This window comes from Stenotrophomonas sp. CASM110 (assembly GCF_049384345.1).
Classification (GTDB): domain Bacteria; phylum Pseudomonadota; class Gammaproteobacteria; order Xanthomonadales; family Xanthomonadaceae; genus Stenotrophomonas; species Stenotrophomonas muris.
The window spans coordinates 120,927-138,436 of the sequence record NZ_JBMRGI010000006.1; the positions used below are offsets into that span (position 1 = coordinate 120,927).

At 65.5% G+C, this 17,510-nt stretch carries 10 protein-coding genes and 1 tRNA gene; 7 read left to right on the plus strand and 4 right to left on the minus strand.

Annotated features, from left to right (window positions below):
• Window positions 1-143 precede the first annotated feature (143 nt).
• On the plus strand, window positions 144-347 hold the full coding sequence (gene csrA, locus VG561_RS06820; RefSeq protein ID WP_004152909.1) for a carbon storage regulator CsrA: 204 nt from the start codon (window positions 144-146) through the stop codon (window positions 345-347).
• A 78-nt stretch (window positions 348-425) separates the two neighbouring features.
• Window positions 426-518: transfer RNA gene (locus VG561_RS06825), tRNA-Ser, on the plus strand.
• Between the two features lie 59 nt (window positions 519-577).
• Here VG561_RS06825 and VG561_RS06830 read toward each other — a convergent pair.
• Window positions 578-2,908, minus strand: coding sequence for a TonB-dependent receptor (locus VG561_RS06830; protein ID WP_423179483.1), 2,331 nt, complete (start codon window positions 2,906-2,908; stop codon window positions 578-580).
• A gap of 221 nt (window positions 2,909-3,129) precedes the next feature.
• Here VG561_RS06830 and VG561_RS06835 point away from each other — a divergent pair, with 221 nt between their 5' ends.
• Window positions 3,130-3,612: a hypothetical protein gene (locus VG561_RS06835; RefSeq protein WP_014646723.1), complete on the plus strand. Its 483-nt coding sequence runs from the start codon at window positions 3,130-3,132 to the stop codon at window positions 3,610-3,612.
• A gap of 51 nt (window positions 3,613-3,663) precedes the next feature.
• Here VG561_RS06835 and aceE read toward each other — a convergent pair whose 3' ends face one another.
• Entirely contained in the window at window positions 3,664-6,339 is a 2,676-nt protein-coding gene (gene aceE, locus VG561_RS06840; protein WP_126411922.1) for a pyruvate dehydrogenase (acetyl-transferring), homodimeric type, read from the minus strand.
• A gap of 320 nt (window positions 6,340-6,659) precedes the next feature.
• Here aceE and VG561_RS06845 point away from each other — a divergent pair, with 320 nt between their 5' ends.
• The 4 genes from VG561_RS06845 (at window position 6,660) to VG561_RS06860 (ending at window position 12,875) form a co-directional block, all read left to right on the plus strand.
• Window positions 6,660-7,175, plus strand: coding sequence for an RNA polymerase sigma factor (locus VG561_RS06845; protein ID WP_041863300.1), 516 nt, complete (start codon window positions 6,660-6,662; stop codon window positions 7,173-7,175).
• A complete protein-coding gene (locus tag VG561_RS06850; RefSeq protein ID WP_423179484.1) occupies window positions 7,172-8,194 on the plus strand; it encodes a FecR family protein in 1,023 nt (340 codons plus the stop codon). Before VG561_RS06845 ends, VG561_RS06850 begins: the two co-directional genes overlap by 4 nt.
• 141 nt (window positions 8,195-8,335) lie before the next feature.
• Entirely contained in the window at window positions 8,336-11,269 is a 2,934-nt protein-coding gene (locus VG561_RS06855) for a TonB-dependent receptor (protein ID WP_262093288.1), read from the plus strand.
• A gap of 10 nt (window positions 11,270-11,279) precedes the next feature.
• Window positions 11,280-12,875 carry an alkaline phosphatase D family protein gene (locus VG561_RS06860; protein ID WP_262093289.1) on the plus strand — a complete coding sequence of 532 codons (1,596 nt, stop codon included), beginning with the start codon at window positions 11,280-11,282 and terminating at the stop codon, window positions 12,873-12,875.
• A gap of 108 nt (window positions 12,876-12,983) precedes the next feature.
• Here the strand turns inward: VG561_RS06860 and VG561_RS06865 are convergent, their stop codons facing one another.
• Together VG561_RS06865 and VG561_RS06870 are read right to left on the minus strand one after the other, a co-directional pair.
• Window positions 12,984-15,092: a phosphocholine-specific phospholipase C gene (locus tag VG561_RS06865; protein WP_423179485.1), complete on the minus strand. Its 2,109-nt coding sequence runs from the start codon at window positions 15,090-15,092 to the stop codon at window positions 12,984-12,986.
• 8 nt (window positions 15,093-15,100) lie between these two features.
• Window positions 15,101-17,479 (minus strand): TonB-dependent receptor domain-containing protein, encoded by a 2,379-nt coding sequence (locus VG561_RS06870; protein ID WP_262093291.1) that lies wholly within the window; start codon window positions 17,477-17,479, stop codon window positions 15,101-15,103.
• Window positions 17,480-17,510: the final 31 nt, after the last annotated feature.

A 17,510-nucleotide genomic window follows, 5' to 3' on the forward strand; every position in this document is an offset into this window, starting at 1 on the left:
CCCTGCCGTCCCCCTCCTTGTAGGAGCGGGACGGCTGACGGTACCATTGCGAATCTTTTCCCTTTGTCGTGGTAGCGCTTCTTGACGGAGCGTCAAGCCGGTGGGGGATACCCTTCCACACGGTTCCATGGAGACTTACAAAAATGTTGATCCTGACTCGCCGCGTCGGCGAAACCCTGATGATCGGTGACTCGGTGAGCGTCACCGTGCTTGGCGTCAAGGGTAACCAGGTGCGTATCGGCATCACTGCGCCGAAGGACGTCGCTGTGCATCGCGAAGAGATCTACCAGCGCATCCAGCGTGGTGATGAAGCCGGTGGCACCGGTAGCGAAAATTCTGCCGAATAACGCTTTACCTTCGCACTCGATTAACGTTATGATTCACGCCCCGCTGAGGTGCAACGCACCAGATGCGGAGAATACCCCGGAGTGATGCCCGAGTGGCCGAAGGGGCTCCCCTGCTAAGGGAGTATAGGGTCAAAAGCTCTATCGAGGGTTCGAATCCCTCTCACTCCGCCAGATACAAAGAAGCGCCTGCAGATCCTCGATCTGCAGGCGTTTTTCTTTATGGCCGGCCTTCAGAGCCGTATCGTCACGCCGACCTGGAAGCCCCGCCCCGGCAGGGGCGCGATGTACTTCAGCGGCGAGTTGTGCGGCCGCGCTTCTTCATTGAGCAGGTTGCTGCCATTGACGAACACTTCCACGCCTGCGATGTAGCTGTTGCGCACTGGAAGTTCGCGGCTGACCTGCAGGTCGACCAGGTTGAATGCGTCGAGCGGAATTTCCTCACTGACATTGCGACCCAGGTACTTCTGCGCGTCGTAGCAGGTGCTGGACAGTTGTGCCTTCCAGCCTTCGCGCTGCCACTGCAGGTTGGCGCCGTAGCGGTTGGTCGGCATGTTCGGCAGATACTCGCCGTCGTTGTGGGCGCGCAGCGAATCCGGGTGGTCGGCCTTGTTCTTCACCAGGTCGGCGAAGGCGGAGACGTTCAACGTGCCATAGCGGCCCAGGTCCAATGCCTGCGACGCGTCGATCTCGAAGCCCTTCACCGTGGTGTCGGTCTGCTTCCAGTACTTCAGCGGCAGGCGGTTGGCGGTCTGCAGGCCGGAATAGCCGAGATAGAGGTAGTTCTCGTACCGCATCCGGTACGCGGTGGCGGACAGCTCGAAACCGCCGAGGTGGAACAGGCCGGTCAGTTCCAGGTTCTTCGCGCGCTCCGGTTCCAGGTTCTGGTTGCCTTCTTCCTGTGTCATCACGGAATAGTGCGCGTTGCTGGCATACAGCTCGTTGATCTCCGGGGCGCGCTGTGAGGATGAGTAACGGACCTTGGCCGCGAACAAGGGGCCGAGCTCGACGTACGAGCCGAGGCTGTAGCTGTTGAGCCGGTAGTCGCGGTCCTGCAGTTTCGTGTTGGCGGCATTGCGCGCGGTCTTGAAGCGGCTGGGCTGTAGTGCGTGGTCGACCCGTTCGTGGCGTACGCCAGCATCGAAGGTAATCCAGCCGACGTCCACCGTTTCCTTCAGGAATACCGCATTGCTGCGGGTGTCCACGTCCGGCAGGTAGCGCTGCGAGCCGCTGCCGCTGACATCACGCGACTGGTGGCTGAAACCGACCAGGCCGCTGAGCGGGCCGACGCGTTGATGGCTGAGCAGCAACTCGGCCTGGGTGCTCTCGAAATCGTAGTCGTTTGCCCTGGTGGTACCCAGCCGTTCGCCTGAAGTGTTGTCCAGCCTGGACACGCGGAGTTCCGCGCGCTCGAACCACGGCAGCGGATCACGCAGCAGGGCGTCCAGCGCGTAGCGCTGCTGCTTGATCACCACGCCCACCGGCAGGCCATCGGCATGGTTGGAACCGAACGACAGGTTCTGCATCGAGAAGCCCGGCACGCCGTACTCGCTGTCCTTGGCATCGATGCTGACACCGACGTAGCCGCGGTCAAAGAACAGGGTCGAGCCGAAGGCCACCTGCGCGTTGCGCGCATGGCTGTTGCCCAGCCGATGATGGTAGTCGGGCGTCACATCATTGTTGATCTGCTTCTGCACGTATGACGGCGTGCCGGCGACATAGGCAGGATTGACCGGGTTGATATAGGTGCGGCGCTGCCAGACCGAGGTCGGGTTGTTGGTGTAGAACGAGAATTCACCATCGGCCCAGTCAGGATTCTCGGTCATGAACTGGTCGATGTAAGGCTGCGAGGCCTTGTTGTAGATCTGCTGTACGCGTGCTTCCTTCTGGCAGCTGTCGGCCAGCGCCGAGTTGACGCCGCCGGCCGGCGGGAACAGTCGGGTGTTGCAGACACGGGCCTTGCTGTTGCCGGGGATGTCGTAGTGCGAGATGCGCTGGCGCGAGACCTGCAGGTTGGTCGAGAGGTTGCGCTGGTTGTTGAAGTTCATGCGGAAGCCCTGCGCATCGGCGGCATTGAAGCCCTTGCGCAGGACCAGTTCCATCGACTGGTCCTCGTCTTCCATGCTGCGCGAGATCAGGCCCGAATCGATCTCCACGCTGCCGCCGATCGCATTGCCGCCATAGCGCACCGTGTCCGAGGACTTGTTGACGGTGACGCTGCGCACGAACAGTGGATCGAACGGAATGTTGATGTCGCCGCTGATCGCGTTCATGCCGAGGATGGACTGGCCGTCCTGCAGGATCTGCACGCGGTTGCCGCTGAGGCTGCGGATGACCGGGGCGCCTGCGTTCGGCCCGAAAGCACTGTTCTGCACGCCGGAGACGTGTTCGAGCAGGCCGCCGAGGGTGCGGTTCTGCGCCTGCGGATTGTCGACGGTGACCCGGCTGTCGATGCGCGAGGGCTGGGAGGCCTGGACCTGGAGGGTGGGGAGGGTGGGTTCGTCCGCGGCCTGGGCGGTGTGGACGGCGAACAGAATGGCAGCAGCAAGCAGGTGGCGACGCATGGCAGGACTCGTGAAGGCGAAGTGAAATGTTATAACGTAACTCTTTGTATCGGCAAGGACGGATGAGACCTTGCCGCCAGACCGAAATCGCGGGGGCGCGAATGAGGTTGCCGCGTGTTCAGCGCCCCGCCTTGCGCCGGGCGCCGATGCTGTGCACGATCCGAGGCGCTGCGCCCCACAACGCGTCACGCAGAATCTTCTTCACTGGAACGGAGCAACGTATGAAGCTGTTGTCCGCTGTGTTGTTGTCTGCGCTTTCACTCCCCGCCGTTCCGGCGCTGGCAGTGGAGACTTCGCCTTCCCCCCTGCTGGGGCGCTGGTCGCTGGATATCGCCACGTCTGCGCTACCCGAAGCGCAGCGCCCGAAGCACGTGGTGCTCGAGTTCAAGGACGCCGGTGGTGGCCGCTGGAGCTCGCACGTGGACATCGTCCTGCACGACGGCAAGACCATGAAATCGGACGGCACGCTGGCCCTGGATGGCACGCCCGGCGCCCTGTCCGGCACCTATGGCGCGGACAAGGCCAACCTGAAACTGCCTGCGCCGAACACGCTGGTGATGCAGCTGGTGGACCATGGCACGCCGGCCTCCACCCGCATCTACACCGTGGCGGATGACCAGGCGACGATGACCGAGACCAAGGCGTTCTACGGTCATGACGGTACGCCGATCCTGCAGACCAACCTGTTCAAGCGCATGCCGTAGCGATGCTGCATTCACCACGCCCGCAGGACAGGCGTGGTGAATGCAACGGCCCTACACGGCGGCGGCCGGATCGCGCTTGCCGGTGTCGATGCCGTACTTGTCGATCGCGTCCTGCATCCGCGAGCGTTCGATGCGGCCTTCGTCGGCCAGCGACTTCAGGGCCGCCAGTACGATGAAGTGGCGATCCACTTCGAAGAACGTGCGCAGCGATTCACGCGTGTCGGAACGGCCGAAGCCATCGGTCCCCAATGCGGTGAAGCGGCGGTCGTTGATGAAGGGACGGATCTGGTCGCCGACGATCTTCATGTAGTCGGTGGCCACCACCACCGGGCCTTCATGACCCTGCAGACACTGCTGCACGTAGGGCACGCGCGGTTCTTCGGCCGGATGCAGCAGGTTCCAGCGCTCGGCGGACAGCCCGTCGCGGCGCAGTTCGGTCAGGCTGGTCGCGCTCCACACATCGCTGGCGATGCCGAAGTCCTGCTGCAGCAGGTCTGCCGCGGCTTCCACTTCGCGCAGGATCGAGCCGCTGCCCATCAGCTGCACGCGTGGCTGCAAGGCGTTGTCGGCGGCTGCCGGATGCAGCAGGTACAGGCCCTTCAGGATGCCGGCTTCGGTGCCTTCGGGCAGTGCCGGCTGCGGGTAGTTCTCGTTGAGTACGGTGATGTAGTAGTAGATGTCTTCCTGGTCGACATACATGCGGCGCAGGCCGTCGTGGATGATCACCGCCAGTTCGTAGTTGTAGGTCGGGTCGTAGGACACGCAGCTCGGGATCACCGACGACAGCACGTGGCTGTGGCCGTCATCGTGCTGCAGGCCTTCGCCCATCAGCGTGGTGCGGCCCGACGTGGCACCGAGCAGGAAGCCGCGGGTACGCGCGTCGGCAGCGGCCCAGGCCAGGTCACCGACGCGCTGCAGGCCAAACATCGAATAGAAGATGTAGAACGGAATCGTGGCCAGGCCGTGGTTGCTGTAGGCGGTGCCGGCGGCGATCCATGAACAGATCGCACCGGATTCGTTGATGCCTTCCTGCAGGATCTGACCGTCCTTGGCTTCCTTGTAATAGCTCAGCTGGCCGGCATCCTGCGGGGTGTACAGCTGGCCCAGGTAGGAGTGGATGCCGATCTGGCGGAACAGGCCTTCCATGCCGAAGGTGCGCGATTCATCGGGCACGATCGGAATCACCAGCTTGCCCAGATCCGGGTCCTTCAGCAGGCTGGTGAGGATGCGCACGAAGCCCATGGTGGTGGACTGGCCGCGATCGCCACTGCCCTGCAGCTGGGTGTTGAAGATCGACAGCGGCGGCAGCGGCAGCGGATCCACCTTGGCCAGGCGCGCCGGCAGCTGCCCACCCTGGATGCGGCGGCGTTCGGCGAAGTAGGCGGCCTCGGCGCTGCCCGGTTCCGGACGCAGATAGGGCATCTCCTCCAGCTGCTCGTCGCTGACCGGCAGGTTGAAGCGGTCGCGGAAGGCGCGTACTGCATCGGCGCTCATCTTCTTCAGCTGGTGGTTGATGTTCTGGCCTTCGCCGGCTTCGCCCATGCCGAAACCCTTGACCGTCTTGGCCAGGATCACCGTCGGCCGGCCGCGGGTGTTCACCGCCTGCTGGTAGGCGGCGTACACCTTCTGCGGATCGTGGCCACCACGTGCCAGCGCCCAGATGTCGTCATCGCTCATGTGCGCGACCAGCTCCAGCAGCTCGGGGTAACGGCCGAAGAAATGCTCGCGCACGTAAGCACCGCTCTGCGACTTGAAGGTCTGGTAGTCGCCATCCACGCATTCCATCATGCGCTGGCGCAGCAGGCCGCTATGGTCGCGGGCCAGCAGGTCGTCCCAGCCACTGCCCCAGATCAGCTTGATCACGTTCCAGCCGGCCGCGCGGAACGTGCCTTCCAGTTCCTGGATGACCTTGGCGTTGCCGCGCACCGGACCGTCCAGGCGCTGCAGGTTGCAGTTGACCACGAATACGATGTTGTCCAGCCGCTCGCGGCCGGCCAGCGAAATCGCCGCCAGCGATTCGGGCTGGTCCATCTCGCCGTCGCCGAGGAAGGCCCAGACCTTGCGGTCCTGGTGCTGCTTCAGGCCGCGGTACTCGAGGTAACGCATGTAGCGCGCCTGGTAGGCGGCGGTCAGCGGGCCCAACCCCATCGACACGGTGGGGAACTGCCAGAACTCCGGCATCAGGCGCGGGTGTGGATACGAAGACAGGCCGTCACGACCGGCTTCGCGGCGGAAGTTGTCCATCCGTGCCGGATCGATGCGCCCTTCCACGTACGCACGGCCATAGATGCCCGGCGCGGAATGGCCCTGGATGTAGATCATGTCGCCGTCAAAGGTGTCGGTACGGCCACGGAAGAAGTGGTCGAAGCCCACGTCGTACAGCACCGCCGCCGACTGGTAGGTGGCGATGTGGCCGCCGACGTTGGAGTGCTTGCCGGCGCGCAGCACCATCACCATCGCATTCCAGCGGATCATCGCGTTCAGGCGGCGCTCGATGGCCAGGTCGCCCGGGTAGGCCGGCTGGCGCTCCGGCGGGATGGTGTTGACGTAGGCGGTCCACGCGCGCGCATGCAGGTCCCCGTGCCGCTGCGCATCCAGCTCGCTGAGCTGGTCGATCAGGTAATGCGCGCGTGGCCGGCCACCGGCCTGCATCACCGCCTCCAGCGATTCACGCCACTCCCGCGTTTCCAGCGGGTCGGTATCGAAGGGGGTCAGGGCTTGGTTCATGACTGTCTCCAGAGGGCGCCGGCTCTGCCTGGGCGACAACACCGGCAGGGCGCACAGCACTGGAGCGGGGTCGCAATGGCGGGGCCGTGACGCGAAGGGCGACCGTCGCGGCCACCGGGGAGGCAAGCGTAGGCCCGGCCCCGCGGCTTCGATAGGCGGGCCTGGCTTGGATCTCTGGCAAGCAAGGGTTGGCAGGGTGCGCCGTATCATGGGCGAATGTGCCGGGCGGAGAGTGCCTGGCATGGCCGCCTGCTGCAACGCCACTGTCATCGATGGCCGTCACCCTGCGGGGCTTTCCAGCCTCGGGGTGTTGGCCGGCCGTGAACAGCGTGAGGATCTGGGAGAAGAGCTACGCGCTGCGCCGACGGCTGCTGCGTGGCTTCTTCCTGCGTCGCGGTTCTGCCAGCGAAGACGCCGAGGACCTGGCGCAGGAGGTGTACCTGCGGCTGCTGCGGGCCACCGGCGAGAATGCCGCAGCGATCGAGAACCCGGAGGCCTACCTGTTCACGGTCGCGGCCAACCTGGCACGCGAGCACGCGCGCGCGCGTTTGTCGCTGCCGCCGCTGGAAGACGTGGATCAGCTGGCCGAAGTGCTGAAAAGCGAAGAAGACATCGAGGGCGAGTTCGAGCGCGCGCAGCGCTGGAACGATATCCGCAGCACCATCGCACGTCTGCCGGCGACCACGCGACGGGTGATGGAGCTGCATTACCGCGACGGGCTGGACTGCCCGGCAGTCAGCCAGCAGTTGCAGGTGTCGGTGCACATGGTGCGCAAGCACATCGGCAAGGGTCTGGAGGCCTGCAGGAAGGCGCTGGGCGCCAGGGAGCACGCATGAACCGGAACGCATCGCCCATGGCCGACGACACGGTCGCCTGCGAGGCAATGGACTGGTTTCTGCGCAATCGCGAGGGAGTGCTGGACGATGCCGAGCGGATTGCGTTCCTGGACTGGATGAAGCGCTCGCCCGAGCACGTGCGCGCCTATATGCACGCCCTCGCGCTGCACCGGCAGGTCGGCGAGGCACTGCAATCGCCGTTGCCGGAAGAGGCGCCGGCGCCGCCACGGCAGGCGGCCGCCAAAGTGGTGCCTCTGTTCGATAGTGCCCCCGCCGCGCCGCACGCCGCGCCGCTGCGCCGCCGCACGCGCGGGTGGGTGATGGCTGCCGCAGCCTGCATCGCCCTGCTCGGCGTGGGCCTGGTTCCGCAGCTGATGCCCACCGAACAGCTGTACAGCGCCGACCACGGTGAACTGCGTGACCTGGTGCTGCCTGACCGGACACAGGTGCGGCTCAACGCGGACAGCCGCCTGCGGGTACGCATGGGCTGGTTCAGTCGCAAGGCGGAACTGCTGCAGGGCGAGGCGACGTTCGACATCGCACGCGACCGCCGCCCGTTCCAGGTGCAGGTGAACGGCCTGGAGATCCGGGACATCGGCACAGTCTTCGACGTGTCGCGACGCCTGCAGAGCACGCGCATCGGTGTGGTTTCCGGCGAGGTCGAGGTCTGGAGCCAAGGCGCGGGTGCCCGCCGCCTGGCCCAGTTGGGGCAGGGCCGGGTGGTGCAGGTCGACGCGCGCAGCCATGCGGTGGAGTCCTTGGACATGCCACTGTCGATGCTGCTGGACTGGCAGCAGCGCAAAGTGTCCTTCCTTGACGAACGCTTGGACGAAGTGGCTGCTGCCTTCAACCGGCACAACCAGGTGCAGGTGCGCGTGCTGGACGAGGGCGCGGCATCGGCACGGTTGTCCGGCAGCCTCGATGCGCATCGCATCGGTGCGCTGCAGGCCTTCCTCGAACGTGACCCGCGCTTCGTGGTGAGCCGCGAGGGCGACACAGTGCGGGTTGGCAGCCGCTGAGGCCGAGGTGGCCGTGGACTGTCAGAAAAAATTCATTGAATCCGCGTTCTCCACTTTGGTGGATGCGGGCTCTTACTTGGGAGAAGCCGCTGCCGATCCGCGCAGCGGCGCCTGCTGCCTTCTCTCTTCCAAGGACCCGTGATGCGCAACACGCTCTACCTGTCGATCATCCTCGCCCTGTCTCCCGGCAGCATGCCATTGGCCTTCGCCGCCGCCGCCGATGGCCTGGAGGCGCGTGTGTCCACGCCGATCGCGGCACAGCCGTTGGCGCGTGCACTGGAGCAGTTGTCACGCAGTTCCGGGGTGCAGTTCCTGTACTCGGCCGATGGCGATGCCCGCATGGCCGGTGCGGTGCCGCGCGGTGCCACCGTCAGGCAGGCGCTGGATGCACTGCTGGCCGGTACCGGTCTGGGCTACACCGTGGTGGATGGCAATGTCATCGCCATCGATCCGGCACCGGTACGCAACGCGCCGAACCCCGGAGCACCGAAGCCGCGCGAGGCCGAGGCGGTGGTGGCGCCGACCCTGGACACGGTGAAGGTGATTGCCGCGCACGAGGTGATCGACCAGAAGAAGACCTCACCGGTGATCAAGGATTCGGTGGTCTACGACGAAATGGACAGCTACGGCGACGAGACCCTGGCCGAGAGCCTGATGGCCGCTCCAGGCCTGAGTGCGGTGGAGGATGCCGGCGAGCCACGTTACGTGACGGTGCGCGGCGTACAGGCCAATCTCAACTACACCACCATCGATGGCATCGCGATTGCCAGCGTGGGTGGCAGTGGCTCCGGCGAACGCATGAACAACCTGCAGCTGATTCCCAGCGACATCGGCACCCGTACCGACATCTACAAGAGCTTCAGTGCGGAGCAGGCACCGGATGCGATCGGCGGCGTGATCGACATCATCAGCCGCAGTGCCTTCGACCGGTCCGGCAAGTACGTGTTTGCCGACGTGGCAGGTATCTATTCCACGGCCGAGACCAACGTCGAGCGCAGCGCTGGCGGCAACCACGAAACCCTGGGCCACTTCGGCAAGAGCGCCAAGATGGTGTTCTCCAACCAGTTCGGCGCCGGGCAGGAGTTCGGCATCGTTGCGGTGGCACGCTATGAGCAGCGTTCGCGCAACAGCGTCAAGCGCTGGGTGGAGTCGAACTACTACTACAACGACGCCGGCAAGTACCTCACCGACGGCACCACCGGGCCGGATGAGGCCAAGGGTTGGAACGGGCTGCGTGCGCCCGGCAATTTCAGCACCGGCACCTACACCAACTTCATCACCAACTTCGGCGGCTCGGCCAAGCTGGAATGGAAGCCGTCGGACGATCCGTTCTACGCATCGCTGCTGCTGTACTCGTACCGGTTCTACGAGAACTCGACGATGAACAAGACCGATCTGTACGGCAACGCCAAGTTTCCGATCCGCAACCAGACCGAGGACAGCGGCACCACCCAGATCAACAGCATCTACATCAAGAACCGCCACGACCGCTGGGACCGCAGCAACCGTGGCGCCATCGCCAGCTTCAACTGGGACATCGGCGACCGTTCGCGGCTGAGCCTGCGTGGCGGCCATACCGAAGAGACTTTCCACAACAACCAGGTCTACTGGGGTGTGCGCGCCTACCCAAGCAGCCTGTTCGTCGACTACGAGAACGACAGCCACGGTTTCCCCAACGCGGTAGCGGTGTCCGATTCCAGCCTGTTGACCAGCTCGGCGTTCAAGCTCAATCCGGCGCAGGCCTATGTCTCCCCGCGCGATGCCAAGGAGAGCATCGACAACCTGCGCGCCGACTTCAGCTACAACATCGACGCCGATGCGCGTGGCTTCGGCCTGGCCACCGGCGCCGAATACCGCCACCTGAAGATCTGGCAGGACATCGACTTCGACTACTTCAAGAGCAGCGCCACGCTCAACGATTACCTGTATCCGGGATCGACGCTGCTGGGCAGCGTGCCGGGCTTCCCGCTGATTGACAACCGCAAGTGGAACGAGGAACTGCTACCGAAACTGGGCAACAACAATGCGGCGTATCCGAATGCCAACTTCACCAGTGACTACAAGTACGTGGAGGACATCACCAATGCGTACGTGTCCGCGCACTACGCCTGGGACCGGCTGCTGCTGATCGGTGGCCTGCGCTATGACCACACCCGCTTCGATGCCTACAGCCCGTTCAGTAATGATGGCGGCACCACCTATACCTCCGCCTTCCGCAACACGAGCGGTGGCTACAACAACCTGTTGCCCTCGTTGAATGCGACGTTCAAGCTGAGCGAGGACCAGCGCCTGCGCTTCTCCGCCAGCCGCACGCTGGGCCGGCCGACGCCGAGCAACATTGCCCAGGCCACCAGCACCAGCTGTGGCGATGACGAGGAGGGCAGGGGCTTCTGCACCATCAAGCAGGGCAATGCGAACCTGCAGCCGCGCCGTTCCACCAACATCGACCTTGCATGGGACCTGTACTTCAACGGCAACAACGGCCTGGTCTCGGTGGCGTTGTTCGACAAGGTAATCAAGGACGACATCTACACCCTGACCACCTTCGAGAACGTGGGCGATACCCGTTACCGGGTGACCCAACCGATGAACACCGATGAGTCCAGGCTGCGCGGCGTCGAGTTCGCGGTGGCCAACCGCAACCTGCAATGGGGCCGCCAGCGCTTCGACATGTACTTCAACGCCACGCGGCTGGAAGGCAGGACCAACTACCGCATCACCGATGGCACCGAGCGACGCCTGGACCGGCTGCTGTACCAGCCGGACTGGTCGCTCAATGGTTCGGTGATCTGGCGCATGCCGTGGAAGAACTCGCAACTGCGCCTGTCCGGAACCTACCGCAGCCGGATGCTGGTCGACTTCGGCGACACCCAGTGGCTGGATTCGTATTACGACCCGTACATGACCTTCAACATGGCCTTCAGCCACAAGGTCAGCAGGCACGTGACGCTGAAGTACGAAGCCAAGAACCTGTTCAACACCCAGCCGACCTACAGCACCGGCCCGAACGGGCGCTTCCGTACCGAGATCGACGACTACGGCCGCTTCTTCTACTTCCACATCATCTACAACTGAGGGCACAGCCGTGGAGACGATCAATCGCAGGCGATTCCTGGCCCTGGCCGGCCTGTCCGCTGCCGGCGCCTGGATGGGCACGGCACGCGCGCTGGCCGCGCAGGCCGATGCCACCACGCTGAACCCGCGCAACCTGCTGGCCAAGCCGCGCTTTGCCAGCACGCCCTTCACCCTGGGCGTTGCCTCGGGTGATCCCACGGCCGACGGCATGGTGCTGTGGACGCGGCTGGCGACCGAGCCGCTGGTGTTCGGCGGTGGCATGCCGACCCGGCCGATGGTGGTCGAATGGCAGCTGGCAGCGGACGAAGGCATGCGCAAGGTGGTACGCCAGGGTTCGGCGCTCGCGCATCCCGAACTCGGGCACGCGGTGCACGTGGAACTGGAAGGATTGGCGCCCGGACGGCCCTACTGGTACCGCTTTACCGTGGGTGGCCACGCCAGTGCAGTCGGTTGTACCCGCACGCTGCCGGCAGCCGCGGCAGCGGTGGATCGCGTGCGCTTTGTGGTGGCCGGCTGCCAGCACTACGAAGAAGGCCACTACACCGCGTGGCGGCGCATCGCCGAGGAGCCGCTGGATTTCGTCTTCCACTACGGTGATTACATCTACGAAGGTGAAAGCCAGCCTGGCCTGCGGAAGATGAACGGCCAGCCGTTCACCAACCTGCGCAACCACGTCGGCCCGCAGACCTACACGCTGGATGATTACCGCCGCCGCTACGCCCAGTACAAGAGCGATGCCGACCTGCAGGCCGCGCATGCGTCGGCACCGTGGTTCGTCACTTTCGATGACCATGAAGTGGACAACAACTGGGCCGGCGCCGAAGACCAGGACGATACGCCCAGCGAAGTGTTCCTGCTGCGGCGCGCACAGGCGTTCCAGGCCTACTACGAGAACATGCCGCTGCGCCGTTCGGCATTCCCGCGCGATGGCCACATGCAGCTGTACCGGCGCGCACGCTACGGAACGCTGATGGACCTGCACCTGCTCGACACACGCCAGTACCGCAGCAAGCAGGTGAACATGGCGCTGCGTGAGGACGTGGAATCGCCGGAGCGCAGCATTGTCGGTGCGAAGCAGGAGCGCTGGCTGTTCGATGGCCTGGCCGATGCCGCACCGCGTTGGCACACCATCGCCCACCAGGTAGCGCTGGGCAACTACATGCGCGAGAAGGACGGCGTGGTGCAGTCGTCCGATGACCAATGGTCGGGTTACCTGGACAGCCGCCGGCGCCTGCTCGACCACATCCAGAAGGTCGGCTTCGGCAACGTGGTGACCGCCTGTGGCGACGCGCACCGGCATTACGCCAGCGACCTGGTGCAGGACCATCGTGATTCGGGCGTGGTCTCCAGCGAGTTCCTTGCCACTTCGATCACTTCGGGGGCCGATGGCCAGGGCATGGACGCTTACGCCCGCAACCAGCTTGCGCACAGCCCCAATCTGAAGGCGACCACCGACAAGCGTGGCTATGTGCTGTGCGATGTCACCCCTGATGCGTGGATCGGCGACATGAAGACGCTGGATACGGTGATGCGACCGAACGGTACCGTGCAGAGCTGGAAGCGCTACGCGGTGGAGCACGGCCGGCCGGGGCTGCAGGAGGCCTGAATCTAGCGGTCTGCGCTGTAGAGCCGAGCCCACGCTCGGCTGCTTCTTTCGGGGCAATGCGACCGGGGCGAAAGCAGCCGAGCATGGGCTCGGCTCTTTAGGGATTCTTCAATCGTGCTCGAACCGCAGCGGTTCGGTGCCCATCGCCGGGTCACTGGTGCCGGGGCGACCATCCTCGGCGCGGCCGGCCAAACGCAGCACACTCCCACCCGCGCTGATGCGCAGGTCATACCAGCCGGCGGTAGGCGTTGCATCCCACGCCAATGAAGTCTGCGCATGTGCGGGCAGCGCCAATGTCTGTTCGGGCATGTGTCCTGCATAGGCGCCGCCATGCACGCGCACCTGCTGTGCACTGTCACCCAGATTGCGCAGGTGCAGCCGCAGCTGGCCATCCGCGCGATCAATTGAAGCCTGCACGGCAGGAGCCTTGGCCGCACCCTGGAAGTGGCGGTGGAAGCCGTTCGGACCGAGCAGCCACAGGTCATAGCGGCCCTGGGCGTCCAGCGGCCAACGCTCGCGCAGCGGCATGCCCGGCAGCAGCGTGTAACGGCGCGGCACCGCCTCCAGCCGCAGCCGATCGTAGACATGCAGCACTGCCGCTGCGCCCTCGCAGGACAACGCCAGGTCAACGCCCGCGACGTCGACCGCAGCAATCGATGCCTGCGGTCGATAGGGAAGGGCGCGCGCCGGGCGTACACCGCTTTCCTGTTTCGCTGGCTTCAGCCCCTCTGGCAGCGCGGGCACGGTGCGCCCCGGCAAAGCAGCGGCGCGTGCGGCCACCGCGCTCACGTCGGGCAGGCCGCGGACGAACGGGCGGGTATCGCGCTGGGCAAAGTCGAACGCAGTGCTGAGGTCGCCGCAGACCGCGCGGCGCCACGGCGAGATGTCCGGCGCGGGCACACCAAAGCGGCGTTCGATCAGTCGAATGACCGAGGTGTGGTCGTACACCTGCGAATCGACCCAGCCACCGCGGCTCCAGGGCGAGATCACGTACAGCGGCACGCGCGGGCCCAGTCCATACGGGCGGCCGCGCAGTTCAGCGAAGTCGTACTTCTCATCTCCCGGTGCCGGATGGCGGTGGTACTCGCCTTCAGTGCTGACCGAGGACGCACCCGCCCAGCCACCGTCCACCGGCGAAGGCGGTGCCGGTGGTGGCATGTGGTCGAAGAAACCGTCGTTCTCGTCGAACATCAGCAGCAGGGCGGTGCGGCTCCACACCTGCGGATCGGCGGTCAGTGCATCCAGCACGCGTGCGGTATAGGCCGCGCCCTGGGCCGGGCTGGAGGGGCCGGGATGCTCGCTGCCGGCCGCGTCGGCGATGATGAAGCTGACCTGCGGCAGGCGTCCGTCGATGACGTCCTGGCGCAGCTGCGCCAGGCCACGCGTGCTGACCCCGCGTGCGCGTAGCTGCGGGTCATGCCCCGGCGCAGCGCGGTAGGCCTGGCGGAACGCCTCGAAGCCGGCCAGCGGGTTGTCGGTGAAGTTGTCGGCCATGTCCTGGTAGATCTGCCAGGATACCCCCGCCTTCTGCAGGCGTTCGACATAGCTGGCCCAGCGGTACGACGCAGGATGCCCGCCGTGCTCGGGGAAGTTGTCGTGCGAGTTGGCGATCACCGGGCCGCCGGCGCGGGCGGCAGCATCGTTGTGGCCGGTCCACAGGAACACCCGGTTCGGGTTGGTTCCGGCCTGCATCGCGCAGTGGTAGGCGTCACAGATGGTGAAGGCATCGGCCAGGGCGAACTGGAAGGGCAGGTCGCTGCGCTGGAAGTAGCCCATCGAGTGGTTCTGCTTGGCTTTCGGCCATTGCCCCATGCGTCCGTGGTCCCAGGCCCGCTGTGCATCCGGCCAGGTGTGCGGCGTGCCTTCCACGCGCATGTAGCCGAAGTGCGCGGCGGTATCCAGCGGGAACGGCGCGATCGCGCGCTTGCCGCTGGCATCGGGCTGCAGCCACAGGCTGCGCGCGCGGGCGCCGGCCTGCAGTGCCTGCGCCGGAGCGACGAAGCGATCGCCGAAACCCCGCACGCCCGGCAGCGTGCCGAAGTAGTGGTCGAACGAACGGTTCTCCTGCATGAACACCACGATGTGCTGCAGGTCTTCCAGGCTGCGGGTTTGCGCGGCGGGGGCGATCGCGGCGGCCCGGGCGATGCTGGGCAGCAGCGGGGAAAGGCCGGCGGCAACGCCGGCCTGCAACAACCGGCGTCGGCCGATATCGGTCACGGGCTCACTCACAGGTCCACACGGAAGGAGATGCCGACGGTGCGCGGAGCGCCGATGAAGGCGTTGTCGCGGCCGTCCACCCCCGCAAGATACCGCTTGTCGGTGAGGTTGCTCACCACCAGGTTGGCACCCATGCCCTTCAGGCGCGGCGACAGGCCCTGCAGGTCGAAGCCGATGTTCGCGTTGAACACGGTGGCCGAGGGCAGCTTGTTGACGTTGGCGGCGTCGAGGTAGCGGGTGCCCAGGTAACGGCCGGACAGGCCGAAGTTCCAGTTCTCGCCCTGCCAGTCCGCCGAGAGTACGAGGGTCTGTTCGGGCTGGCCGATCACCTTGGCGCCGTCGACGATGCCCAGCTGGGTATCGCGCGCGGCATCACCGCTGCCCAGGTACTTGGAGCGGTTGTAGGTGTAGGCGGCGTTGAGGCGCCAGCCGTTGTCCCAACCGTAACCGAACGCCGCTTCCAGGCCGTTGCTTTCCACGCCGCCGAAGTTCTCGTAGACGCCGTCGGTCTCGCCCAGGTAGTCGATGCCGCTGACGAAGCCGGCCGGCAGGTAGACGATGCGGTTGTCGAACTTGATGTTGTACAGCGTGACCGAGGCGGTCAGGGGCCAGCGGCTGATGCGCATGCCCATTTCAATGTTGTCGGCGGTCTCCGGCTCGACGTTGCGGAAGCGCTGCGGGTCGGTCTCGCCGAGCACGCCGGAGGGGATGGCGGCGAAGTTCTGCGAGAAGCCCGCGAACAGCTCCATGCCTTCCACGCCGGGCGCCCAGGTGAAGCCGGTGGACAGCAGCGGATCGGACCTGGAGTCGGATGTGACGTGCTCGCTGGCACCGATCACGCGGCGGCGCGACTGGTCCACGAAGAACTGCTTCACGCCGAGGCGCGCGCTGAACGGGCCGAAGCGGGCCACGTCCTCGACGTAGTACATCTGTTCGTCGACCTTGTACTTGTCCTCGAACTGTACCCAGTACGGCTGGTGGTCGAAGGCGATGTCCTGGCCGACGTTGAGCAGGCGATGCCAGTCGCGGCGTGCCGAACGGTCCAGCTTCTCCACCCACAGGCCGCCGCGGATCGTGTTGTCGACTGCGCCGAAAGTCTGGCGCCATTCGACGTCGGCGGTAACGCCCATGCGGTCGTTGTCGTAGTGGGTGTGGCGATACGACTGCGCGCCCAGCACGTTGCCGGCGTAGCAGTTCGGATCGTACTCGGCGGTGAAGCCCAGGCGCGGGCTGCAGCTGGCCAGGCGCTGCGCTGCACTGCCATCGGGATTGACGAAGAAAATCTGGCCACGGTTGCTGCCGCCGTACACGGTCTTGCCACCGAGGTATTCCGACTCCGGGCGACCGGCTCCGTCATCGCTGACCTGCGCCAGGTACGGTGGCAGCCAGTCGCCGCGGCCTTGCATGCGGTGCCCGTAGGCGGCCACCGAGGCCTTGAAGCCGTTGCCACCGTCGAAGGCCGCGCGCAGGTAGCCGAAGGTGTTCTCGCGCAGCGCACGCGAGCCGGAACGGTAGTTCTGGTCCAGGTAGGGAATGCCGGTGAGGGTACCGACCAGGTTGTCGCGATCCGGATTGGTCGCGAAGCCCTTCGGTGAGACGCTGGTGTACTCCGGCTCGTCCGCATCGTTGTAGGACAGGTAGCCGGTCAGGGTCCAGCGATCCAGTTCGGTGATGAACTTGCCGGCGATGTGGTCATTGCTGGTCTTGCCGCTGCCATCGATCCAGTCATGCACGCGCGCCGACGAGGCACTGACCCAGGCGCGGGTGTGGCCGCCGAGCAGGCCGGTGTCGTAGCGCACGTAGTACTTGCGTGCCTCGTTGTCACCGGCGCCGACCACGAAGCGCAGGCGGCTGTCCTGCAGCGGATCGCTGGTGAGGAAGTTGAGCGTGCCGCCCAGGGCCTCGTTCGAGCGCGAGGAGATATCGGCAGTGCCTTGGCTGACTTCCACCGTTTCCAGGTCGAGGGTGTCGATGTAGCGGTTGGCCAGCGAGCCGCCGCCGTAACCCGAGCCACCATTGGGCAGGCCGTCGATGGTGGTGCCGATCTGCTGGGTATCACGGTTGGTGACGAAGCCACGCATGCTGATCTGCGTGCCCCACACCGACGAGCCGGTGGCATCGGCCTCGCTGACCACCACGCCGGGCACTTCGTTGAGCGCGTCGTTGACGCTGCTCATCACGGTCTGCCGGTTCAGCGTTTCCGCACGCACGGAAGTCTTGGCATAGCTGGTGGCCTGGCCGATCACCTGCACCTGGTCGAGGGTGCGGGCCCCACTGCTGCGCGCTTCAGCGGCATCGCCCTGCGGTGCTTCGGCCAGGGCGTCCAGTGCGGGAGCGATCAGCAGGGCAAGCAGCGAGACACGGGGAAAGCGCGCAGACGTTCGCATCGAGACCGGACCTTCAGAGGAGGGAAGCCCC